Source organism: Embleya sp. NPDC020630, assembly GCF_044334985.1.
Classification (GTDB): Bacteria; Actinomycetota; Actinomycetes; order Streptomycetales; family Streptomycetaceae; genus Embleya.
Genome location: NZ_JBIRUB010000018.1, coordinates 1 through 20,402, shown reverse-complemented (window position 1 = coordinate 20,402; position 20,402 = coordinate 1). Strand labels below are relative to the sequence as shown.

The 20,402-nt window shown below is 71.9% G+C and carries 21 protein-coding genes and 1 pseudogene; 11 read left to right on the top strand and 11 right to left on the bottom strand.

What is annotated here, in order from left to right:
• Positions 1 to 63: 63 nt before the first annotated feature.
• On the top strand, positions 64 to 639 hold the full coding sequence (locus tag ACH4XV_RS37940) for a DsbA family protein (protein ID WP_395797342.1): 576 nt from the start codon (positions 64 to 66) through the stop codon (positions 637 to 639).
• Positions 640 to 724: 85 nt separating this feature from the next.
• On the opposite strand, the gene ACH4XV_RS37935 is transcribed toward ACH4XV_RS37940, so the two are convergent.
• From ACH4XV_RS37935 to ACH4XV_RS37910, 6 genes are all read right to left on the bottom strand, one after another.
• Positions 725 to 2,161 carry an MFS transporter gene (locus ACH4XV_RS37935; RefSeq protein WP_395797340.1) on the bottom strand — a complete coding sequence of 479 codons (1,437 nt, stop codon included), beginning with the start codon at positions 2,159 to 2,161 and terminating at the stop codon, positions 725 to 727.
• 164 nt (positions 2,162 to 2,325) lie between these two features.
• Positions 2,326 to 2,946: a TetR/AcrR family transcriptional regulator gene (locus ACH4XV_RS37930; protein ID WP_395797338.1), complete on the bottom strand. Its 621-nt coding sequence runs from the start codon at positions 2,944 to 2,946 to the stop codon at positions 2,326 to 2,328.
• A gap of 71 nt (positions 2,947 to 3,017) precedes the next feature.
• Positions 3,018 to 3,512, bottom strand: coding sequence for a hypothetical protein (locus ACH4XV_RS37925; protein ID WP_395797336.1), 495 nt, complete (start codon positions 3,510 to 3,512; stop codon positions 3,018 to 3,020).
• Positions 3,509 to 4,024 (bottom strand): hypothetical protein, encoded by a 516-nt coding sequence (locus ACH4XV_RS37920; protein WP_395797334.1) that lies wholly within the window; start codon positions 4,022 to 4,024, stop codon positions 3,509 to 3,511. Before ACH4XV_RS37920 ends, ACH4XV_RS37925 begins: the two co-directional genes overlap by 4 nt.
• Complete coding sequence (locus ACH4XV_RS37915; protein WP_395797332.1) at positions 4,014 to 4,625, bottom strand: ATP-binding protein; 612 nt, start codon at positions 4,623 to 4,625, stop codon at positions 4,014 to 4,016. Before ACH4XV_RS37915 ends, ACH4XV_RS37920 begins: the two co-directional genes overlap by 11 nt.
• Complete coding sequence (locus ACH4XV_RS37910) at positions 4,622 to 4,822, bottom strand: hypothetical protein (protein ID WP_395797330.1); 201 nt, start codon at positions 4,820 to 4,822, stop codon at positions 4,622 to 4,624. Before ACH4XV_RS37910 ends, ACH4XV_RS37915 begins: the two co-directional genes overlap by 4 nt.
• Positions 4,823 to 5,043: 221 nt before the next feature.
• Between ACH4XV_RS37910 and ACH4XV_RS37905 the strand changes: the two genes are divergently transcribed.
• Complete coding sequence (locus ACH4XV_RS37905; protein WP_395797328.1) at positions 5,044 to 6,348, top strand: hypothetical protein; 1,305 nt, start codon at positions 5,044 to 5,046, stop codon at positions 6,346 to 6,348.
• Complete coding sequence (locus ACH4XV_RS37900) at positions 6,348 to 6,908, top strand: GNAT family N-acetyltransferase (RefSeq protein ID WP_395797326.1); 561 nt, start codon at positions 6,348 to 6,350, stop codon at positions 6,906 to 6,908. Before ACH4XV_RS37905 ends, ACH4XV_RS37900 begins: the two co-directional genes overlap by 1 nt.
• 72 nt (positions 6,909 to 6,980) lie before the next feature.
• On the opposite strand, the gene ACH4XV_RS37895 is transcribed toward ACH4XV_RS37900, so the two are convergent.
• Positions 6,981 to 8,537, bottom strand: coding sequence for a class I adenylate-forming enzyme family protein (locus ACH4XV_RS37895; RefSeq protein WP_395797324.1), 1,557 nt, complete (start codon positions 8,535 to 8,537; stop codon positions 6,981 to 6,983).
• A gap of 422 nt (positions 8,538 to 8,959) precedes the next feature.
• On the opposite strand from ACH4XV_RS37895, the gene ACH4XV_RS37890 reads away from it, so the two are divergent.
• The 3 genes from ACH4XV_RS37890 (at position 8,960) to ACH4XV_RS37880 (ending at position 12,249) form a co-directional block, all read left to right on the top strand.
• A complete protein-coding gene (locus ACH4XV_RS37890; protein ID WP_395797322.1) occupies positions 8,960 to 10,669 on the top strand; it encodes a WD40 repeat domain-containing protein in 1,710 nt (569 codons plus the stop codon).
• Positions 10,670 to 10,906: 237 nt separating this feature from the next.
• Positions 10,907 to 11,317, top strand: coding sequence for a BlaI/MecI/CopY family transcriptional regulator (locus ACH4XV_RS37885; protein ID WP_380026928.1), 411 nt, complete (start codon positions 10,907 to 10,909; stop codon positions 11,315 to 11,317).
• Positions 11,318 to 11,319: 2 nt separating this feature from the next.
• On the top strand, positions 11,320 to 12,249 hold the full coding sequence (locus ACH4XV_RS37880; RefSeq protein ID WP_395797563.1) for a M56 family metallopeptidase: 930 nt from the start codon (positions 11,320 to 11,322) through the stop codon (positions 12,247 to 12,249).
• A 56-nt stretch (positions 12,250 to 12,305) separates the two neighbouring features.
• Here the strand turns inward: ACH4XV_RS37880 and ACH4XV_RS37875 are convergent, their stop codons facing one another.
• Entirely contained in the window at positions 12,306 to 12,536 is a 231-nt protein-coding gene (locus ACH4XV_RS37875) for a helix-turn-helix transcriptional regulator (protein ID WP_395797320.1), read from the bottom strand.
• A 210-nt stretch (positions 12,537 to 12,746) separates the two neighbouring features.
• Between ACH4XV_RS37875 and ACH4XV_RS37870 the strand changes: the two genes are divergently transcribed.
• Entirely contained in the window at positions 12,747 to 13,187 is a 441-nt protein-coding gene (locus ACH4XV_RS37870; protein ID WP_395797318.1) for a hypothetical protein, read from the top strand.
• A gap of 626 nt (positions 13,188 to 13,813) precedes the next feature.
• The gene (locus tag ACH4XV_RS37865) at positions 13,814 to 14,680 is read left to right on the top strand and encodes a hypothetical protein (protein ID WP_395797316.1); all 867 of its coding nucleotides are present in this window, start codon (positions 13,814 to 13,816) and stop codon (positions 14,678 to 14,680) included.
• A 93-nt stretch (positions 14,681 to 14,773) separates the two neighbouring features.
• Here ACH4XV_RS37865 and wecB read toward each other — a convergent pair whose 3' ends face one another.
• Entirely contained in the window at positions 14,774 to 15,907 is a 1,134-nt protein-coding gene (gene wecB, locus ACH4XV_RS37860) for a non-hydrolyzing UDP-N-acetylglucosamine 2-epimerase (protein WP_395797314.1), read from the bottom strand.
• Positions 15,908 to 15,952: 45 nt separating this feature from the next.
• Complete coding sequence (locus ACH4XV_RS37855) at positions 15,953 to 17,365, bottom strand: glycosyltransferase (RefSeq protein ID WP_395797312.1); 1,413 nt, start codon at positions 17,363 to 17,365, stop codon at positions 15,953 to 15,955.
• A gap of 212 nt (positions 17,366 to 17,577) precedes the next feature.
• On the opposite strand from ACH4XV_RS37855, the pseudogene ACH4XV_RS37850 reads away from it, so the two are divergent.
• Positions 17,578 to 18,555 (top strand): annotated as a pseudogene (locus tag ACH4XV_RS37850) (glycosyltransferase 87 family protein); the annotation flags it as partial.
• 281 nt (positions 18,556 to 18,836) lie between these two features.
• Here the strand turns inward: ACH4XV_RS37850 and ACH4XV_RS37845 are convergent.
• Positions 18,837 to 19,424 carry a DUF3995 domain-containing protein gene (locus ACH4XV_RS37845; RefSeq protein ID WP_395797310.1) on the bottom strand — a complete coding sequence of 196 codons (588 nt, stop codon included), beginning with the start codon at positions 19,422 to 19,424 and terminating at the stop codon, positions 18,837 to 18,839.
• Positions 19,425 to 19,437: 13 nt separating this feature from the next.
• Here ACH4XV_RS37845 and ACH4XV_RS37840 point away from each other — a divergent pair, with 13 nt between their 5' ends.
• On the top strand, positions 19,438 to 19,665 hold the full coding sequence (locus ACH4XV_RS37840) for a hypothetical protein (RefSeq protein ID WP_395797308.1): 228 nt from the start codon (positions 19,438 to 19,440) through the stop codon (positions 19,663 to 19,665).
• A gap of 68 nt (positions 19,666 to 19,733) precedes the next feature.
• Positions 19,734 to 20,312, top strand: a complete 579-nt coding sequence (locus ACH4XV_RS37835; RefSeq protein WP_395797306.1) for a TetR/AcrR family transcriptional regulator — start codon at positions 19,734 to 19,736, stop codon at positions 20,310 to 20,312.
• Positions 20,313 to 20,402 lie beyond the last annotated feature (90 nt).

Sequence of the window (20,402 nt, the reverse complement as noted above, 5' to 3'; positions counted from 1 at the left end):
GCCGGTTACCCCGAACGGGCGGGCGGAGGAGTCGCGGCGCGGCCGGCCGGACAGAGGCGAACAATGAGCTTCCGCAGCGCCCCCGGCGCGCACGGCACGGCCCTCGTCTACGGGCCCCAGGACCTCGCCCGCTGTCTGGACCTCTACGCCGACCCGCGCTGCCCGTTCTGCCGACGCATGGAGGTGGGGCTCGGGCCGGTGTTCCGGCGACTGGCGGACGAGGGCCGGTTCGTACTGCGGTACCACTTCGCCACCTTCCTGGACCGACGGCTGGGCGGCGAGGGCTCGCATCGGGCGGTGAACGCCCTGCGCGGCGCGGCGGACGTCGGCCAGGGAGCGTTCCTGGACTACCTGGACGTGCTGTACGAACGGCAGCCGGACGAGTCGACGGACACCTTCGCCGACCCCGACTTCCTGCTGGACGCCGCCGGCGAGGTGCCCGGGCTGCGCGGCGCCGACTTCGACCACGTCGTGCGCGGGTTCACCCATCGGGCCTGGGTGGACCGGGTACAGGCGGACTTCGCCGAATCCGGGGTGACCGGCACTCCGACCGTACTGCGCGACGGCACCCCGCTGACCGTCCTGGACGCCTCGGGCAAGCCCCTGCGCCCGAAGGTGTTCCTGGCCCAACTGCACTGACTGCGCGCGTTGTTCGACCGGCCGAGACCTCATGGGCGCGGCCTCCGGAGAGGGCGCGCCCGCGAGGTGTCGGTGGTGCGGGAGGTCAGACGCCGACCGGGACCTTCGGGGCAGGGGTCTCCGTCGCCGCCTGCGCACGAGCGCGCGGGATCAGCGCGGCGGTGACCGAGCCGACGCCGGCGAGGGCGACGCCGACCCACAGCGCCGGGACGAGGCCGTCGACGAAGCTCTGGGGCGAGGCGAAGCCGCCGTTGGAGCTGAAGACCGAGGCGAGCACCGCCACGCCGAGGACGCCGCCGAGTTCGCGCAGCGCGTTGTTGGCGCCGGAGGCGACGCCCTGCTGGTCCGTGCGGACCACGGACATCAGCAGGCTCGCGGTGGGGATGAAGTACAGCGACATGCCCAGCCCGCACAGGATCAGGGCCGGGATCTGCTGCGCGTAGGTGACGTCGGTCGACGCGGTGAGCGCGAACCAGGCCAGACCCGCCGCGCTGAGGGCGAGACCCGCGACGACCAGCGGCCGGCCGCCGATCCGGGCGGACAGCGGGCCGGCGAGCGGGGCGATGACCACGGGCATCATCGTCCACGGCAGGATCCGCAGACCGGCGTCGAGCGGCGAGTAGCCCTGGACACCCTGGAGGTACTGGGTGAGCAGGAAGATAGAGCCGAAGACGCCGGCGAACATGAGCAGCCCGGAGAAGGTCAGGGCGGTGAAGGCACGGTTGCGGAACATCGTCATGGGCAGCATGGGCTGTGCGGTGCGGCGTTCGTAGCCGACGAAGACGGCGATCAGGGCGGCGCCGACGGCCATCGGGGCGATGACGCCGACGCTGGACCAGCCGTGGCCCTCACCGCGGACAAGCCCGAAGACGAGGCCGAGCAGGCCGAGGCTGACCAGGACGGTGCCGACCAGGTCGAGGCGGCTGTTGGGGCCGTGGCTCTCGTCCACCTTGCGCAGCGTGAGCGGGACCAGGACCAGGCCGAGCGGGACGTTCAGCCAGAAGATCCACTGCCAGGAGCCGTGTTCGACGACGGCGCCGCCGACCAGCGGGCCCAGGGCCACCGCGAGCCCGTTGATGCCGCCCCACAGCCCCAGGGCCATCGGACGTTTCTCGGGGGCGACGGCGCGGGTCAGGATGGTGAGACTGAGCGGGAGGATCGCGGCGGCCCCGGCACCCTGGAGGGCGCGGGCGACGATCAGCGTCTCGGAGTTCGGGGCGATCGCGGCGATCGCGGAGGCGACGGTGAAGATCCCGATGCCGGCCGCGAACATCCGGCGGCGGCCGAACCGGTCGCCCAGCGCGGCGCCCAGCATGAGCAGCACCGCGAAGCTGAGGGTGTAGGCGTTCACGGTCCATTCGAGCTCGGATATTCCGGCGTCGAGGTCCTCACGGATGGACGGCAGCGCGGTGGTGACGACGAGGTTGTCGAGCGAGGCCATGAAGAGGGCGAAGCTGGAGGCGAGGAAGGTCCACAGGACGGTGCGCGATCCGGTCGCGGGTCGCGCCTGCTGCTGGCTCATGGGATCCCTTGGGTCGAGGTCCGGATGTAGTGATCGATGACTAACTTTGACGCTCAGGATTAGTTATTGATTACTAACTACTGCGGGCAGGGCTCTGCCCTTCGGCGCCGGCGGGGACGGAGAAGGGCCCGCGAGTGGTGCGGGCGGGTCGGGTGGGGCTTGGGTCAGTCGGACGGTGCGGACGCGGGCAACTCGGGGGCGGGCGGCTCGGGCGCCGGCAGCTCGCCGAACCGCTCGGAGTCCTCGCACAGATCGCAGTGGAGCAACTTGCCGTCCGCGGAGAGAACGTCGTCGAAGTACCGGGTGCGGGGCAGGTCGAGTGAGGCGATGACGTTGCAGAGCATGCCGCGCGCGAAGAAGTTGGTCAGCTCCTCGCCGTCGATCCCGGTGACCTCCCGGGCGAACGCGTCCAGCCGGTTCCAGAACCCGCGGATCTCGGACCGCAGTTCGGCGTCCTCGGCCGCGGCGTAGGCCTGCAACTGGATGCGCAGCAGATCGGTGTCGGTGTCGAGGAAGTCGTGGTAGGCGTGCGCCATCGCATGCATCGCCGGGTAACCGGTGAGGCCTTCGGTGGCACGGCGGAAGCGCTCCTCGACCCGATCGAAGGCGTACTCCACGGTGGCGAGGAAGAGCGCCTTCTTGTCGTCGAACAGACGGAACAGGTACGGCTGCGAAACGCCGACACGCTTCGCGATCGCCGAGGTGGAGGTGCCGTTCAGACCGCCCTTGGCAAACTCGGTCACGGCGGCACGAATCACCGCGACACGACGCTCGTCCGCACTCATCCGAACAGTGCCGGCCACACGACTGGTAGGAGCTGCCATGCCAAGTAAGTTATTACTCAATAACCACACCGTCAACCCCCGCCGGCGGCGGGGTTGACGGCGCACCGAACCCCTGCTGCTCCGCGGGCCCGACGGTTTTGATGCCCGCCGTCCTGGTCGGCCTGCTCGATCTCGGGCGCATCGCTTTCGCAGCCGCGCAGGCTCGCGGCGGGGGCCGGGATGTGCCATCCGTCCGCCGCGAGCGCCGCACGCCACCCGGCGTACCGTCCCTGAACGTCGAGGTCGGTGCCCACCCACATGACCGTCGTCAGGTGGGCGGCACGCGGACCGAACGGCAGCACCCACAGGCGCACGACCCCGGGCCGTTCCTCGGTCCATTCCCTGATGATCGACACCATCGACCCGCCGGGGCACGTCTCCGTATCGAACACGCCACCGCCCTCCGGGTGGACGAGCACGTCTCGGAGGTACACCTCGCTCGGTGGCCTGACCTCGAACTGCCCGCCGGACACGTCCCTGATCGCGTCATCCAGGCGCCGGAAGGTCTGCTCCCGTGTCTCCGTCACCGGTTCACCCATCGTCCGCGTCCGGCGTCGACGAGCCGGGTCAATGCCCGGGGCGAACAGAAGCGAGCCGGTTCCGCCACGGAGACGACCCACCACGGGCTTGTACGCTCCGGCGTGTACCGATCGGGCGCGGGGAGCAACATGGGCCGGTGAGCCGGCTCCACCGTCGTCAACGGCACGCCCCAACGGCGGCCCACGGAGCAGGACACGAGAGCGGTGAACGTGTCGTCGTCGCGCCGGTTCGTCCTCGGCCGATAGAACATCGGACCGTCGATCACCGCCGTGAGATGGTCCGCGAACTCGTCCAACGGACAACTCCCGAGGGCGGCGCGCACGGCCCCTGCCGGGAAGGTCACGGCGGAGAACACCGTCCCGGGCGTGAACCATCCGTCCCCGGCGTGGGCCCACTCCGCGCGCGCCTGCGGCGCCACCGGTGCCGCGTCCAGCAGCCACGCCCACGGCTCACCTCCCTCCGGCGACACGGCCGAAGGAACAACAGGGTCAAGGGACATCGTGGATTCCTTCACGACCGGGGTGGAGTGCTTCGTCATGCGGTGGCGCGCTGCTCCAGGTAGGCGCGGACGAGAGACTCGAGACGGCGGATACGCGGCTCGCAGGCGTGGAACAGGCCACTTCGGCCCACACCCGCTTGCCGACGGGCAAGGGCTCCACCCCCCACCGGCCCTCGGACAACGCGTCCACCAGCGTCAGACCCCGCCCGTCGACGGAACCGGTGTCCGCACGTCGGACCATCGGCATGTCGTCCGACCGGTCCACCACGAACACCCGCACCACCCGCGGCCCCATCCGCCGCACACCGACGCGGATCGTCGGCGTAGCGGCGTGACGGTGGGCGTTCGACATCAACTCGGTGACGACAACGACCGCCCGGCCGTCGTCGACGATCCCCCACCCGGCCAAGGCGGACGTCACCAACCGACGCGCCTCCCGAGCGGATTCCGGCAGGGACGGCAACGACCTCGTGTAGACCCGGCAGTCGACGCCGCGCGGGGCGCTCGCCGCCGGGGCGATGCTCCTGACCGATACGGCGGTCTCACCGGCCTGCGGTGCCGCGACGATCAGGCTCGCGCCATCATGCGATGGACTGGTCATCGCGCATCACGTGCCGGAAGCACCGGGGCCGGGTACTGAGCCGGCCGCGCGCCGATGTCGGCGTGCGGCTGCGAGAGTTGGACAAGGGTCATGTCGTAGTCCCGGCCGTCGAGCCGATCCCGATTCATCCGTACCTGTAGGGGCTGTTCCGGGTCGCCGGTGTCGACGACACGAACCGCGGTGAGGCGATCACTCACGAGGTGCATCCTCTGTGTGTGTGCTCGGTCTTGCTCCGCATTTCCGAGCGGAACGATGGCCGATGAGTGCGTTGGCGATCTCGCAAATAAGCCAACTCCCGTCAAACCAGTCTCAGCGGACGTTTCGCCGGACATTCGGCTGGACTTTTCGCGGACATCGGACTTTCCGCCACCCGAGAGTCGCTACCGTTCGTAGTGGCTCGGATCACGGAGGTGACGTAGTGCCGGAGTTGACGCCCTTCGAGCACGCCTGTCTCGCACACGGCTGGGGCAAGCCGGCCGACTTTCTACGGGCCTTCGAGGCGGCGGCCGACCTGATCGGCGAAACGATCACGGTGACGGACCGCCAATACCGCCGCTGGCGCCAACCCGCCCCGCCCGCGCCCCGAGCGCGCGCCTGGAGGACCCTCCACGCCATGTTCGGCGTTTGCCCCAGCGAGATCGGGTTTCCCGGACCACCGCCGGGTGCCACCGTGGGAAAGGCACCACTCCCCGCGCAGAAAGGCACCTCCGTGGACCGACGCGCCTTCCTGGCCGACTCCATCGGCGCAGCCGCCACCGTGGGCCTGCCCGCCCGCGCCCTACCGCTGAGTTCCGCCGGGGGCACCGGCGCCATCGGCACTACGCATCTTCGAGAACTCAGGGCCGGCCTGCATGTCCTTTTCGAACTCGACGCAACGTACGGCGGCAGCGACGTCCGCTCGCTGTCCGTCCGCCACCTGAGCCGCGTCCGCCGCATCATCAACGCCGGTAAGTACCCGGACACGATCGGCAGACAACTCCGGCTCCTGTCGGGGGAGATCGCCGAACACTGCGGCTGGCTGTACTACGACGCCGACGAACAGGACAACGCGAAGCACTTCTGGGGTGAGGCACTGACGACGGCCACCATGCTCCGCGACGCGAACCTCGAAATCCTCGTCTTCTCCTCCATGAGCCTCCAGGCGTGCCACGAGGGCCGGGCCCGCGACGGTCTCGACCTGGCGCGCGCCGCCCAGGACCGTGCGACCCGACTCGGCTCGCCCGTCCTCCAGTCCCTCATCGCCGCCAGGGAAGCACGCGCCCTGTCGTTGATGGCCGACGGCACGTCGGCCCGACGCCGGATGGCCGACGCCATGCGGCTCGTCGACCGCAGCGGGCGCGGACGCCCCTCGCCCGAGTGGGCCGCCTTCCACGGGCGAGCCGAGCTGGACTACGCCCAGGGACTCCTGTACACCGAACTCGGCCACCACCAAGCAGCGACCGGATTCCTCCGCGCCGCACTCGCCCACCAGGAAGCGAAATACGGCCGCAACCGAGCCCTGTACCGCCTCACCTTGGCCCGGGGCCTCATCGGCGCCGGAGAAGTGGACGAAGGCGCCGCCCAAGCCGTGGCAAGTCTGGACGACTTGCGGGAGGTCGAGTCGGGCCGGGTCATGCGGCGCCTCACCGAGGTGGTCGGCTCGCTGCGCACCGTCGACGCCGTCTCCGCCCGGGATGCCGCCGAAGAATTGGCCGAGCACCTGAAAACCAAGGGAGCGGCGTGATGGCCGAGCCGACGTACGAGCGCTACGAGGGCCAGGAGGCGGCAGGACAACTCGACGCCTTCCTGCCGGCCTACGAGGAGGTCTACGCCGAACCGCCGTACAGCGAAGGCCCTTCCGACGTCGCCGCGTTCATCGAGCACTACCTGTTCCACACGCAGCGGCCCGGAATGCGGCTGATCGTGGCCCGAGACGGCGACGACGTCATCGGCTTCACGTACGGATACTTCCTGCCTCGCGACACCCGATGGTGGACAAACGTCGACCGGGTCCTCGCGGACGACTTCACGCGGGAGGACGGCAACCGCACATGGGTGATCCTCGAACTCGCGGTCCGTGAAAAATGGCGCCGTCGCGGTATCGCGGCTGCCCTCCACGCCGCGCTCCTCGAGGGCCTGCACGTCGAGCGGGTGACACTCACCGTCCGTCCGGAACCGGAGGCCGCGCCTGCGCGGTCGGCATACGCGTCGTGGGGCTACCGCACCGTCGGAGTGTCGCATCCGTGGGAGGACGCGCCGTTCTACAACGCCATGATCCTCGAACTCGACGGCCGGCCCGCCTGATTGAGCGGCAAGGCCGTGTCGCTCATTGGCCGCGCCGGCCGCCGGTTGGGCCCGTTCGTGCCGGCCGTTGGTTCAGACCGCCGGGCGGGCGTCGGCGAGTTCGCGTAGGGACTTTTTGAGGACCTTGTCGAGGGTGCCGAGGGGGAAGGTGTCCACGAAGTAGATTGCGCGGGGGATCTTGTAGTCGGACAGGCGTTCTCGGCAGGCCGACAGGATGGTTTTTTCCAGGGTGTTCTCGTCCGGGGCGTTTGCCGCGCGGATGACGAAGGCCACCACGACCTCGCTGAGGAAGTCGTGTTGTTTGCCGACCACGGCGACCGAGGTGACGCCTGGGATCGCGCCGATCACGTCCTCGACCTCGCGGGCCGAGACGTTCTCGCCGCCTACCTTGAGCAGGTCCTTGTCGCGTTCGCGGTAGAACACGTTGCCGCCGGCGCCGAGTAGGACCATGTCGCCGGTGCGGAACCAGTCGCCGACGAACGCGGCCTCGGTGGCCTCGGGATCGCCGTGGTACTCCAGGAACAGCTGCACGCCGCGTTGGCCGCGCAGCCACAACTCGCCCACCTCGCCCTCGGCGCATTCCCGGCCTGTCTCCGGGTCGACCACGGCGCAGGCGTACCCGGGTGCGGGGCGGCCCATCGAGCGGGCGGGCAGGTACTCGGTGGGTTTGCCGGTGATCGCGTGGGTGACCGTCTCGGTCATGCCGAACGCGGCGTACACGCGCAGCCCGAGCATCGTGTCCAGCGCCGGGGCGATCTGGCCGAACACGCCCACCCGCAGGGCGGTTTCCGGGCGGTTCGGGGCGGCGAGCACACCGAAGCAGAACGGCATCAGCGACATGTGGGTGATCCCGTGTCGGGCGACCACGTCCCAGAACCGGCTGGTCGACCACTTGGGCGTCAGGACGGCGGTCGCGCCCACGCCGAGTACCGAGAAGAACGACCAACTCTGCGCGTTGACATGGAAGAAGGGCAGGTGGATCAGGTAGCGGTCGTCGGGGCCCAGGTCGATGCTGCGCGGACCCGAGCGGCTTGCCCAGATCGCGTTGGCGTGCGTGTGTACGACGGCCTTGGGGCGGCTGGTGGTACCGGAGGTGAACATGATCCCGAACGGGAGCAGCGGTTCGATCGGGCGTCCGGTCCAGGTCGCGGCGTCGCCGTACAGGTCGGCGAAGGGGACCGTGTCCGGGGCGGTGCCGTCGATGACCGCGACCCATTCCAACGTGGCGCCGGACTGTGCCAGCGGGGCCGCCAGGTGGGGTTGGGTGACGGCGGCCACGCACCCGGCGCGTTCGACGAAGTAGGCGATCTCGGCGGGGGTGGCGCGCGTGTTCGTGGTCACCGCCACCGCGCCGACGGTCGCGCAGGCCAGCCAGGCCAGCACCATCTCGGGGCAGTTCTCGCTGTGGACCAGGACCTTGGCGCCGCGGCCGATGCCGCGCCCGGTCAGGCCGGCGGCCAATCGTTCGGTGTCGCGCAGCAGTTCGGCGTAGGTCCAGGTGCGGCCGGTGCCCTCGGCAGGCTCCCAGACCAGGGCCGGATGTTCGGGGCGGTGCTCGGCCCAGTGCCGGAGCAGCCAGGGGATGTCCTGCCCGTGCACCTGGAATCCGTCGATCGTGCCGCCCGCCATGGTGATCCCCTCGTGCCTCGTCGTCCGCGCGACCCGCGTCGGCACGGGAACGATAGGCAAGGGTTTTTGACGACGTCAAGGATATGGCGAAAACAGGTTCTCGTGGAGGGCGTGCCCGCCTCCTTTTTTCGGGAGGATTTACCGACCGCCCTCGCCCGTGCGCAGATCCGCGAAGTCGTCCCCTGAGTCGTGCCGCGCCGGCATGCCGGCTGGTGCCGAGGGTGGGGAGCGGGTCCCGGTGGAGGCTGACGCGCGTGCCGTGGTGGTGGGGATCGGCCGGTTGGACGCGGTCGGTTCGGATGGGTGCGGAGGGGACGGAGGGGGCGCGCCGGCTTGGGCGGAGGTCGCCGCGGCGCTCACCCGGCTCGGGTATCGCACGACAAAGGTCCATGCCGGCGTTCGGGGCGCGGAGTCGGGCAGCGGTGTGGCGGATACGATCGCCGCCGCCCGGGTGGTATACGACCGACCTGCCGGCCGTGCTCGACCTGGACCTGGGCGTCCGCGCCGACGGTGAGCACATCCGGGCGATCCTGGCCGCGCCGGCACATGCGCGCGGTGAGGGCATGCCGGCGGACGTCGCGCTGCCCCTGGCCGGACTGTTCGCGCCCGACCTCGACCCCGAGCGGGCCCGTGCACTGCTCCCGGACGCGCTGTTCCATGTGCGGGCGACCCCCGACCACGACGGCACGCTCCTGTACCGGCTCAGCCATCAGGGACTCGTCGACCACCTCATCCGCCGCCCGCGACCGGATGCCGAGGCGGGCGTGCCGACGCCCGGGGCCGTGCTGGATCGGCTGCTGGGGTGTGTCGGGCGTGAGGGGGCGCGGCGTCGGTGGGATGCGGCTTCGCCGTATCTGCTGCGGCATGTCCTGGTGTATGCCGAGGCGGCCGGGCGGCTGGGCGAGGTGTTGGCCGATGACGCGTACCTGGCGTGCGGCGACCCCGCCGATCTGCCGGCCGCGTTCGCTCGGGCGGGCATGTCGGAGCGACGGATGGCCGCCGTCGTGCATCCGACGCCGCCGCCGCACGGGGCCGTTCCGCCCGCCCGGCGGCTGCTGCTCGCGTTGGAGGCGCATCGGCGCGGCGCGCCCGCGTTGGCCGCATGGCTCAATCGCACGACCGCGCCCGGTGCGTGGAAGCCGATCGCCGCCGGCGGCACCGGGCTCGTCGACGAACCGCGCGGGCCCCGGCACGGCCACGCGCGCGCCGTGCGGGCGATGGCGTGTGCCACGGTCGCCGGCCGGCCGGTCGTGGTCACCGGCGGGCAGGACGACCGGATCCGGATCCGCCGCCTCGACATCCCCGACCCGATCGGCGCCACCCTGGCCGAACCCGTCTGGTGGGTGCACGCGATCGCCTGCACCACCGTGCGCGGCCGGCCGATCGCGGCCACCGGGTCCCGCGACAACGCGGTCCGGCTCTGGGACCTGACCGGTCGGGCCCGACTCGGCGAGCCGCTGACCGGACACACCGGGTGGGCGACCGCGTTGGCGTGCACCACGCTGCACGGCCGGCCGATCGTGGTCAGCGGCTCCGCCGACGCCACGATCCGGATGTGGGACCCGCTCACGGTCCGGCCGATCGGGATGCCCCTGACCGGCCACACCGGACCCGTACACGCGCTGGCCTGCACCGTCCTCGACGGCCGCCCCGTCGTGGTCAGCGGCTCCGCCGACGGCACCGTACGGGTGTGGGACCCCGCCGAGGGTCGGCCCGTCGGCGCGCCGATGACCGGCCACACGGGCGTGGTGCACGCGCTCGCCTGTACGACCGTGCGCGGCCGTCCCGTCGTGGTCAGCGCCGCCGGCGACGCCACCGCGCGGGTGTGGGATCCGCGCGCGGGCACCCCGCTCGGCCGGCCGCTGACCGGTCACGCGGACAACGTGCACGCCGTCGCGTGCGGCACGGTCGGCGGCCGATCCGTCGCGGCCACCGGCGCCGACGACCCCACCGCGCGCGTCTGGGACCTCGACGCCGGCCGCCTCTTGGACCGCATCCTCCTCCCGGCCCCGTCGCGCGCGCTCACCTTCACCCCGCGAGGTCTGCTGATCGCCTTCGACATGGACCTCGGCCTGGGGGCCCGACAGCCCGCCGCCACCTCGGGTCGGCGCGGCGCCGGGGGCGTCCCGTAGCGTCGGGGGGTGCGAGGCCGCAGTGGGTGCGGCCGGTGCCGTGGATGTCGGCGGCGATACTCTACATAGGTGTAGAAAGCCCAGAGACGCAGAAAGCACGTAGGCGCAGAAGGCTCGGAACACGGACGTGGAACGGCGGCGCGGCACCACCTCGCCACCTCGGCGCCACGTCACCACCACCCGGCACGACATCGGCACCACCCCGGCACGATCCGCGGCACGACTCCCGGAGGCGATATGACGGTCCGTCCAAATCCCGGCAAACCGTCGGCGCGTGGGGTGCGGCGTGGCCCGGGGGAGCTGGAGTCGGAGGTGCTGGCGCTGCTGTGGGTCGCGCGCGGACCGCGGACCGCGGCCTGGGTCCAGGCCGAACTGGCCGGTGACCTCGCCTACACCACGGTGGTGACCATCCTGTCCCGCCTGCACGACAAGGGACTGCTCGCCCGGGCCCGCTCCGGACGGGCGTACGCCTACACCCCGGTCACTGACGAGGCCGGCATCGTGGCCCGCCGCATGCGCGCGCTCCTCGACCACGAAGCCGACCGCCAGGCGGTGCTGGCCAGCTTCGTCTCCGAACTCTCGGCCGCCGACGAGTCGATCCTGCGCGCCCTGCTCGGCGCCGCCGGACCGGCCGAGAGCCGGGGTTGAGCATGCCGCTCGCGCTCTACCTGCCACTGCTGCTGCCGCTCACCGCGTTCCCGGTGGCCCGACTGGCCGGCGACCACCTGCACCCGCGCACCGCCACCCGCCTGCTCACCGTCGTCTCGGTGGTCCTGTCCGTGTGCAGCACCCTGTGCCTGGCACTGCTGGTCGTGGTCGGCACCGCCCAACTGCCCGGCAATCCGCTGCCCGACGGCTGGTCGGACACGGAGGTACGCGACGCCATCCCGCACGTCAGCCTGTTCGGGATCCTGGCCATCCCCACCTTCCTGGCCATCCTGATCGCCGTCGCCGTCACCCACCGGCGCGACCGGGTCGAGCACCGCCTGGCGCTGAACGCCGTCGCGGGAGCGCCCGCCGGCGGCGAACTGACCGTGCTGCCCGACCCGATGCCCTACGCCTACGCCCTGCGCGGACCGCCCGACCGCATCGTGGTCTCCACCGGCATGCTGCTCCCGCTCGACGACGAGGAGCGCCGCGCGCTGATCGCCCACGAGCGAGCCCACCTGAGGGGCCGGCACCACCTCGCGCTCGCCGCCACCCGACTCGCGGCCTGCGCACATCCGCTGCTGCGCCCGATCCACACCACCGTCGCCTACACGGTCGAACGCTGGGCCGACGAGGACGCCGCCGAAGCCCTCGGCGACCGGCGCACGATTGCCCGCGCGGTGGGCAAGGCGGCGCTGGCCGCCAAGGGCCGCCCGCCGTTCGCCGCACCCGCGTTCGCCGCGCCCGGCCCGGTGCCGCGTCGGGTCGCCGCCCTGCTCGGTCCACCGCCGCCGACCGCGTGGCCCACACCCCGCTCCCGCGCCGGTGTCGCGGCCCTGGTCGCCGCGACGGGAACCACGGTGTCCGTACTGGCCTCGCTCAACGCCGCGGTCGCCCTGGTCCTGCTCCTGATCGCGGCGACGCCGTTGTAGCGCGTGTCTCCACGACACGCGCTCGGCCCAAAACCGGCGGCCCCGCCGACCGCTCGCTACTCGTGCGCCACGCGCTCGCGGGTGGCCGCGGAGGCGCGGTACATCCGGCGCCGTTGCCCGTCGACCGTCCGGTGCTCGGACACGAGCGTGCCGTCGCCCTCCATGCGGCGCAGCATCGCGTACAACCGCTCGGCGGCGACCTCGAACCCCTGCCGCCGCAACTCGTCGAGCAGCCACGGCCCACAAAACTCCCGCTCGACCGCGACGCGAACGATCTGCCGCCACATGGCACCTCGCTGAGCCCTACCCACCGCGCCCGAGCCCCCTTCCGCGACTTCCGTGACTTCCGCGACCAAAACTTCTACAACGATGTAGAAACCATACAGCTCGCCTCCCGACCCCCATCGCCCCGGTTGCGGAACGCGCGGCCGTTTCGGGCCGAGACACGCGGGGTGGGAAAGTGACTCCGGGCGGGGTGGGTAACGGAGAATGACGGGGTGCTTCCAGATGACGATTACCTGTTGAAGATCGGCCGACTGACCTATTCCGTGACGCTCGTCGAGGGGCTTGTGCTCTCCGAACTGTCCCGCCTGAGCGGCCTGCCGCCCGGCCTGCGGGCGCGCAAGTTGACCGGGCGTTCGGCCGGGGCGATCGGCAAGGCGCTCCAGGATCCGGGCAACATCGGCCACGTCACCGACCCCGCCGTGCGCGAGTGGTTGCGGGTGGCGGGCGAGGAACTCGCGGCGGTGGCCCGACTGAGCCACGCGCTGCTGCACGCGCGCCCCGCCGAGGCCGGCGAGGAACCGCGCCTGCATCGGTGGCCGGCCGAGGCGGGGGAGAGCTTCGACATCACCCACGCGTGGCTGGACACCGCGCAGTCGACCGTCGACGACGCGATCCGCCAGGTCGACCGCTCCCGCGTACCCAGCCGGGTCTGACCCGCCCGCCGCGCTCCCGACCTCCCGGCCGGCGGATCCGGCCCCGCGCCACCCGCCGGCCCATCCAGTCCCTCCGGGCCTGTCACCACGCCCGCCGCGCGTCCCGCCTCGTCGCGCCCGGCCCCGCGTCGCCCGGGTTTCCCGTTACCCGGGGACAGTTCGCCCCCCGGCCTGCTGCCCGAGCCCACGACGCCGGCCGCACCCCCTCCGCCCGCGGACCCCATCACCGCGCCTCGGTGGTCTTTGCTCATGCCGAGACCGGCCGGCCGAACCCGGGTGAATGCCGGCGTGGCGCCGGGATGTTGACGGGTTCCGTCGCGAACGGGCTTTGGGGTTCCGGGGTGTTGTTTCGGGTGGGACGGTCACTCGTTTGGGTGCCGTGCTTTCGGAGCGGGCGCAGGCGGGCCCGCTTCCGTGGTGGGGGCCTCGTGGTGCGGTGACCGGTGGTTTTGTGGGAAAGCGCGTGCCGGCGGGGTGGGTTCGGAGCGCGTGGCCGGGGCCGGTGGGCCGGTCGGCGGTCGACTGAATGGGTGTCGACCCGGGTACACGCGGGCGTCCGGCACGGAGGACGCGTTCGACGGAACGCGTGTCGGCACGGTCCCACCCGTCGACTTGGAGAACGCGTCATGGCAATCCCGTCCAACCCGCATGCGGTGGCGTCGCCCCGTACCCACCTCGATCCTCCCTCGTCCCCGATCCCCGATCCCGCCGCTTCCTCGACCGTGCCGGCGACGAGAGATGGTGGTCCGGCCGACGAACTCCTGCGGTTGGCGGTGGTGAACCGGCCGATTCCGGACGTGGCCCGCGTCCTGGCGATCCTCAAGGACTGCTCGGACGTGAACGCCGACAACGCCCTGCGCGAGGTGGCGATCAAGCGGCCGATCAGCGATCTGGTGCTGCTGGCCGAGCTGTTGAACGATCCGGTCCATGCCGCACAGGGCCCGCGGCCCGTCTCCGATCGCCGCCCCGACGCACGGGGTGCGCGGCGGGCGCGGGTCGGGTCGGGGGCCTCCGGCCCCGGGCGCGGGGGCGTGGCGCGGGAGGCGGCCGGTGCGGCGCTGCGGTGGCCGACGGCCGCCGGGCTGGCCGTCTCGGGCCTGGCGTTGGCGAGCCTGATCCCGGACGGCCTGCGCCGACCGCCCTACGCCGCCACCTGGTTGGCCCTGCTCGGCATGGCCTGCCTGTTCCTGGCCGGCGTGATGGTCGTCGGTGCCGGCGTGGTGGCGTTCCGGGTCGCACTCGGTGCGGGCGCGGCGACGGTCGGCACGTTCCTGTTGCCGCGCCTCGTCGACCTCGCGGGTGGCGGCTCGCTCGGATGGCTCGACCCGCAGGGCCTGATCGTGCTCGGCGCGGGTCTGCTCACCTCGGCCTGTGCGGCGTACTACCTGCGGCGCCCGATCGCCCGCCCCCGACCATGGCCCGCCGTCCCGGTCGGACAGGCGCCCCTGGTGCCCGGCCGTCGCGGCGCCGACACCGGCGGCCTCTTCGGCTGACCCGACCCCGCCCCACACGACCAGGCCGACGCCGGTCGCCGGAACCTCCCCGGCGACCGGCGTCGGCCGTCGCACACTCCCCAGACGGGTGCCTCAGGCCGCCACCGCCGCCACCCCCGCCAGCCGCCCGGTCAGATGAGCGATGCGCGCCGACGCGAGCCCGTCCCCGTACGGACTGGCCGTCTCGGCCAACCAAGCCAGCCGCTCCCCGGAGTCGGCCAGCCACGACCGCGCCGTGTCGCCCAACTCCGGGCCCGGCCGGACCAGCGCGGCGAAGCCCGCGTCGATCGCCTCCGGACGCTCGGTGGAGCGACGCACCACCAGCAGCGGCCGGCCGAGCACCGTGCACTCCTCCTGGATGCCGCCCGAGTCGGAGACCAGCAGCGCGGCATGCCGGGCCAGGGCCAGGAACTCGCCGTAGCCCACCGGCTCGACGGCGGTGATCCGCCCGAGCAGCGCGGCCAGGCCGAACCGGTCGACGGCGGCGCGGGTGCGCGGGTGTATGGGGAACAGCACCGGCGTGCCGGCTCGGGCGATGGCGTCCAGCTCGGTCAACACGGCCCGCAGCGCCTCGGCGGTGTCGGTGTTCTCGGGGCGGTGCACGGTGGCCAGGACGTAGCCGTCGGGCCGCAGACCGTACCCGGCGAGCAGCGCGGCCCGCGCGGCCCGGTCGGGGAGTCGGCGCCGGACCACCTCGACCACGGTGTTGCCGGTGACCTCGATGCGGCTCTCGTCGACCGACTCGGCGCGCAGGTTGGCCGCGTTGGTGGCGGTGGCGGCGCACAGGACGTCGGCGACGTGGTCGACCATGACCCGGTTGTGCTCCTCGGGCATCGCCCGGTCGAAGCTGCGCAGCCCGGCCTCGACGTGCACGAGCGGGATGTGGCGGGCGTTGGCCGCCAGTGCGCCGGCGAGGGTGGCGTTGGTGTCGCCCTGGACGATCACCGCGACCGGCCGCCGCTCGGCGAAGGCGTCGTCGAGCTGGTCCAGCGAGTGGGCGATCTGCCCGGCGCGCGGACGCCCGCCGACACCGGTCAGCAGTTCGGGGCGGGGCAGGTCCAGGTCGCGCAGGAACCGCCCGGACATCGCCTCGTCCCAGTGCTGGCCGGTGTGCACCAGCCGGGCGGCGGGGCCGAGTTCGTGGATCAGCGGGGCGAGCTTGACCAGTTCGGGGCGGGTGCCGAGGACGACGGCGACACTGGCGGCGGGCAGGTGGGGCACGTTCACGTACGGATCTCCGAGCCGGGGGCGGGCGGTGGCAATGAATCGGGGTCAGGCTTCGAGCGCGGTGGGTACGCCCGCGAGCTCGATCTCGGCGTTGCGCCTGGTCTTCGCCCAACCGTTGCGGCCGCGCGCGAGCCGGACGGCGGCCCGGCAGGCGACCACGAACAGGTGGTAGGTGTACAGCCACATCAGGACGCCCCAACCGAGTCCGGTGAGCCATCCGCGGTCGGCGTGTACGCGTTTGCGATAGGCCAGGCCCCACGCCACCATCGGCACCGCGGCGACTACGAACGCGGCGGCCATCACCGGCCCGAAGCGGAACTGGAAGTCGGCCGTCTCGTCGGGGAACACGATCAGCCCGACCCCGGTGATCGCCAGGGACAGTGGCGTGAGCAGCACCAGCAGGACGCACACCAGCGGCTGGAGGAAGGTGTAGAGCACCTCGGCCTTGCCCGACCAGCGGTAGTGCGGGGACGCCAGCACCCGCCGCGTGTAGCGCAGGCACTGGAGGTTGCCCTGGGCCCAGCGGGTGCGCTGGGCCAGGAAGCGGCGGGACGAGGGCAGGCCCTCCTGGGAGACCTGCGCCTCGGCGACGTGGGTGAGCCGCCAGCCCGCCAGGCGCAGTTCGAGGCCGGATTCGTAGTCCTCCAGCAATGCGCGCTCGGGCCATGGCCGACCGTCGTCGCCCGCGAGCGAGTCGAGGGCACTGAGCCGGACGAACTGACCGTTGCCGCCCAGTCCGACACTGCCGGTACGTCGGCGCAGGAGCTGCATGCCGGTGTTGTTGGCGCGGAACTCGATGTCCTGCATGCGGACCAGGAGCCGGGCCCGGGCGTTGGCGAACCGGCCGCGCTCGGGCAGCGGACGCGGGTCGTCGACGTTGCGCATGCGTACGCCGATCTGTACGGCGCCGGTGTCGGGGCGGCCCATTGCCTTGTCGGTGCAGACCATCGCGAGGGCGCCGGGGTCGAGCCGGCCGTCGGCGTCGATCACGCCGACGATCACCCGCGCGGGGTCGGCGTCGGCGGGGAGCCAGGCGCGGATCTCACGGTAGGCGGCGTTGAGCGCGGCGCCCTTGCCTATGCGCGCGTCCGGGCGCCGGCGGCTGACCAGGTGCACCCGCTCGTCGTGCTCGGCGGCGGCCAGAACCAGCTCCGCGGTGCGGTCGTCGCTGTGGTCGTCGACGATCCACAGGTGCGCGTGCGGGGCGGAGCGACGCAGGCCGGCGAGGGTCTGCGCGACCACGGCTTCCTCGTCGCGGCAGGGGACGACCAGGTGCCATGCGAAGACGGTCGGATCACCGGGATCGGCCGGCCGGTTGTGCCGGAAGGCGTGCCGGGTGCCGGCCCAATAGATCAGGAAGCGGCCGAACACCAACAGCATGTAGACGAGCAGGCCGAGGGACAGCGCGGTGGCCGCCCAGAGAATGCCGGTCTGGTGGGCAAGGACGTACTCACGCACAGCGCCGGGGATGAAACTACCTCCAGTTCGAATCCAAGGCACATGTGCTCACGTAGTTGTTAATTGGTGCACAAAACGCCTTACGCACCATTGAATCTAAGGCAAATTCGGACAATTTCCAACCCGGAAGCCACGTGGCGCGCCTCACCCCCGACCGACACGCAGGCGCCGACACCCGCGCCGGCACCCGCCCGACGGGTTAGTTTCGTCCCATGAGACGACCCGTCGGGTCCGGTTCACATCCCATGGTTCGGCGAGACGCCTCCGCGCACCCACGCCTCGGACCAGCCGCGGCGTGGGTGGGGTGGGCACGGCTCGGGGAGCGACGGCGGATCATCGGATGGACCCTCGCCTGCGCGTGCTCGATCGCCGTATATCTGTATGTGCGACACCTCAGCCACCCGTCCATGGTCGACCTCGTCGTCTACCGCGCCGAGGGGCTGGCGGTGCGCGACGGGATCGACCTGTACGGCCCGCTGAACACGCCGCACGGCCTGCGCGCCACCTATCCGCCGTTCGCCGCGCTGCTGTTCGTGCCGTTCACCTACCTGCCCCTGCGGGTGCTGCTCGGGGTCGGCGTCGCGGTGAACCTGGTACTCGTCGCGGTCGTGGTGCGCCTGTCGATGCGGCTGGTGGATCCCGAGGGGCGTCGGCTCGGGCCGGCGGTGGTGCCGGCGGCCACGACGTTCGTCATCTGGTTCGAGCCGGTGTTCACGACCATGCGGTACGGGCAGGTCAATCTCGCTGTGGCGGCCATGGTCCTGTGGGACTTCACCCGGCCGCGCGGGGCCGCGCTGCGCGGGGTGGTGCTCGGGATCGCGACCGGGATCAAGGTCACCCCGGCGGTGTTCGTCGTGTACCTCCTCCTCACCGGGCGGCGCCGGGAGGCGGGCACGGCGCTGGCGACGGCGGCGGCGACCGTGGCGTTCTCCGCGATGGTGCTGCCGGGGGTCACCCGACGGTTCTGGACCGACCTGGTCTTCGATCCGGAGCGGGTCGGGCGGCTGGAGAACGCCGCGAACCAGTCGATCCGGGGCCTGCTCACCCGGCTCGCCGGCACCCGGGACCTCGGCCTCGGCTGGACCGCGGTGATCGTCGTGCTGAGCCTGCTCGGCCTGTGCTGCACGCTGATCGCGTACCGGCGCCGCGGGGACGCGTGGGGCCTGCCCGCGTGCGCGGTGACCGGGCTCCTTGCCAGCCCGATCTCGTGGAGCCACCACTGGGTGTGGTGCGTACCCATCGCCCTGCTGCTGTGGACCACGCTGCACGGCCCGCACTCCCGGGCGCACACCGCGCTGTTCGCCGGTCTCCTGGTTTTTCCGAGCTTCCTGGTCTGGTCGGTGCCACACCTGCCCGACCAGGAGTGGCACATGACGGATTTCGAATTGTTCCGCTCGTCCTGCTACGTGGCCTACGGCCTGGCCTTCGTGCTGGTGGCCGCCCACCCGGGCCGCGTACGGCCGGCGCGCGGCTACACCATTGCGAGCACCGTCAGGCCGGCGGACGGCACGAGGGCGCAGAGCGCGCCGACGCGGCCCGCGCGGCGGGCGTCGCGCCGGTCGGTGACGGTGCTCAGGTGTGCCCGGGCGGCCAGGGCGAAGCCGAGGCCGCCGGCGAGGAACCACGGCCCCCACAGGTAGGTGTACCAGCGCCTGACGGTCCGCAGGTCGGGGTCGACGGAGATGACGTCGGCCTCCACGAGCACGCCGTGCACCACGAACTCCATGCCGTGCCAGGCAAGCAGGAACACCGCGCCCCACGCGAGGAATTGCAGCACCCGGTCGCGGCGACGCCCGCCGCCCCGGAGGTGGATCAGCGCCAGGCCGAGGGCGGCGCCGACGAGCTTGAGGACACCGGTGACCCACAGGACCGCGACGAAGCCCGGGTCGCGCTCGCGGGCCAGTTCGACCAGGGCGGGCGCGACGGCGGTGGAGGCGCCGGACAGGCCGCCCAGGGCCCAGTAGAAACTGGGAAGGGCGAACAGGACTCCCCATGCCGCCACGGCCCGGCCGGGCCAGGCGGGGGCGGGGTGTCGGACGATCTCCGGCGACGAACTCATGGGAGTCGCCGGCGTGCCGACCACCGCGATCGTCGCCCACCAGGGCACCACCACCGACACCTACTTCATCGCCGCCAAGGACAAGCCCTACGTGCTGCGCCTGGACTCCAACCGCGCCGGCCACGTCTCCACCACGACCTACGACTCCTTCGGCGCCCCGGTGACCATGCAACTGCCGACCGAGGACCGGATCGTGTCCATGAAGGACTTCCAAACCAAGGTGACCACCCTCCCCCGGTGACCCCACGCCCCCCGCCGCCTCGTTGTCGGGGTGGGGGTCGGGGGGTGGGGGCGCATTAGGGTGGCGGCATGGTGAAGCGTGGCCCGTATGGGAAGGGTGAGGCGAAGCGGCGGGAGATTCTTCGGGTCGCGCTGGAGGTTTTCGCCGAGGAGGGTTACCGGGGGACCTCGCTGCGCAAGGTGGCGGCGCGGTGTGACCTGAGCCTGCCGGGGCTGATGCACTACTTCGCGTCCAAGGAAGACCTGTTGACGCAGGTGCTTCGGGCCCGGGACGAGGAGAACGGGCGGCTCTGGAACGAGTACCAGGGGCCCGATCCGCATCTGGAGATCGTGCGCGCGGGAGCGCGGGCGGCCGGGTTGATCGAGTTGTTCGTGTCGATGGCGGCAGCCGGCAGCGATCCGGAGCATCCCGCGCATGCGTTCTTCGCCGAGCGGTATCCGCGGGTGCGCGGGCAGATCCGGGAGCTGTTGGCCCGGCAGGCGCGCAACGGCGTGATCGAGAGCACGATTCCGCCGGAGCGGCTGGCGTCGTTGGTGCTCGCGGTGGCCGACGGCATCCAGCTGCAGTGGCTCAACGATCGTTCGGTGGACATGGAGCAGGCGCTCGAAGACCTGTTGGAACTGATCGCGCAGCCTCGCCTCGACTAGGACCTGTCCGGTCGATCATGTGACTACTTCGCCTCCGGGTCGTTGATATGGATATGGGGCGGGGCGATCTGACCGATGCGGAATGGGAGC

What these genes read in the sequence shown, in the direction of transcription:
- ACH4XV_RS37940 (WP_395797342.1), top strand. Translation starts at nt 64, where the DNA reads ATGAGCTTCCGCAGCGCCCCCGGCGCGCACGGCACGGCCCTCGTCTAC.
- ACH4XV_RS37935 (WP_395797340.1), bottom strand. Translation starts at nt 2,161, where the DNA reads ATGAGCCAGCAGCAGGCGCGACCCGCGACCGGATCGCGCACCGTCCTG.
- ACH4XV_RS37930 (WP_395797338.1), bottom strand. Translation starts at nt 2,946, where the DNA reads ATGAGTGCGGACGAGCGTCGTGTCGCGGTGATTCGTGCCGCCGTGACC.
- ACH4XV_RS37920 (WP_395797334.1), bottom strand. Translation starts at nt 4,024, where the DNA reads ATGTCCCTTGACCCTGTTGTTCCTTCGGCCGTGTCGCCGGAGGGAGGT.
- ACH4XV_RS37915 (WP_395797332.1), bottom strand. Translation starts at nt 4,625, where the DNA reads ATGACCAGTCCATCGCATGATGGCGCGAGCCTGATCGTCGCGGCACCG.
- ACH4XV_RS37900 (WP_395797326.1), top strand. Translation starts at nt 6,348, where the DNA reads ATGGCCGAGCCGACGTACGAGCGCTACGAGGGCCAGGAGGCGGCAGGA.
- ACH4XV_RS37895 (WP_395797324.1), bottom strand. Translation starts at nt 8,537, where the DNA reads ATGGCGGGCGGCACGATCGACGGATTCCAGGTGCACGGGCAGGACATC.
- ACH4XV_RS37885 (WP_380026928.1), top strand. Translation starts at nt 10,907, where the DNA reads ATGACGGTCCGTCCAAATCCCGGCAAACCGTCGGCGCGTGGGGTGCGG.
- ACH4XV_RS37880 (WP_395797563.1), top strand. Translation starts at nt 11,320, where the DNA reads ATGCCGCTCGCGCTCTACCTGCCACTGCTGCTGCCGCTCACCGCGTTC.
- ACH4XV_RS37875 (WP_395797320.1), bottom strand. Translation starts at nt 12,536, where the DNA reads ATGTGGCGGCAGATCGTTCGCGTCGCGGTCGAGCGGGAGTTTTGTGGG.
- ACH4XV_RS37865 (WP_395797316.1), top strand. Translation starts at nt 13,814, where the DNA reads ATGGCAATCCCGTCCAACCCGCATGCGGTGGCGTCGCCCCGTACCCAC.
- ACH4XV_RS37845 (WP_395797310.1), bottom strand. Translation starts at nt 19,424, where the DNA reads ATGAGTTCGTCGCCGGAGATCGTCCGACACCCCGCCCCCGCCTGGCCC.
- ACH4XV_RS37835 (WP_395797306.1), top strand. Translation starts at nt 19,734, where the DNA reads ATGGTGAAGCGTGGCCCGTATGGGAAGGGTGAGGCGAAGCGGCGGGAG.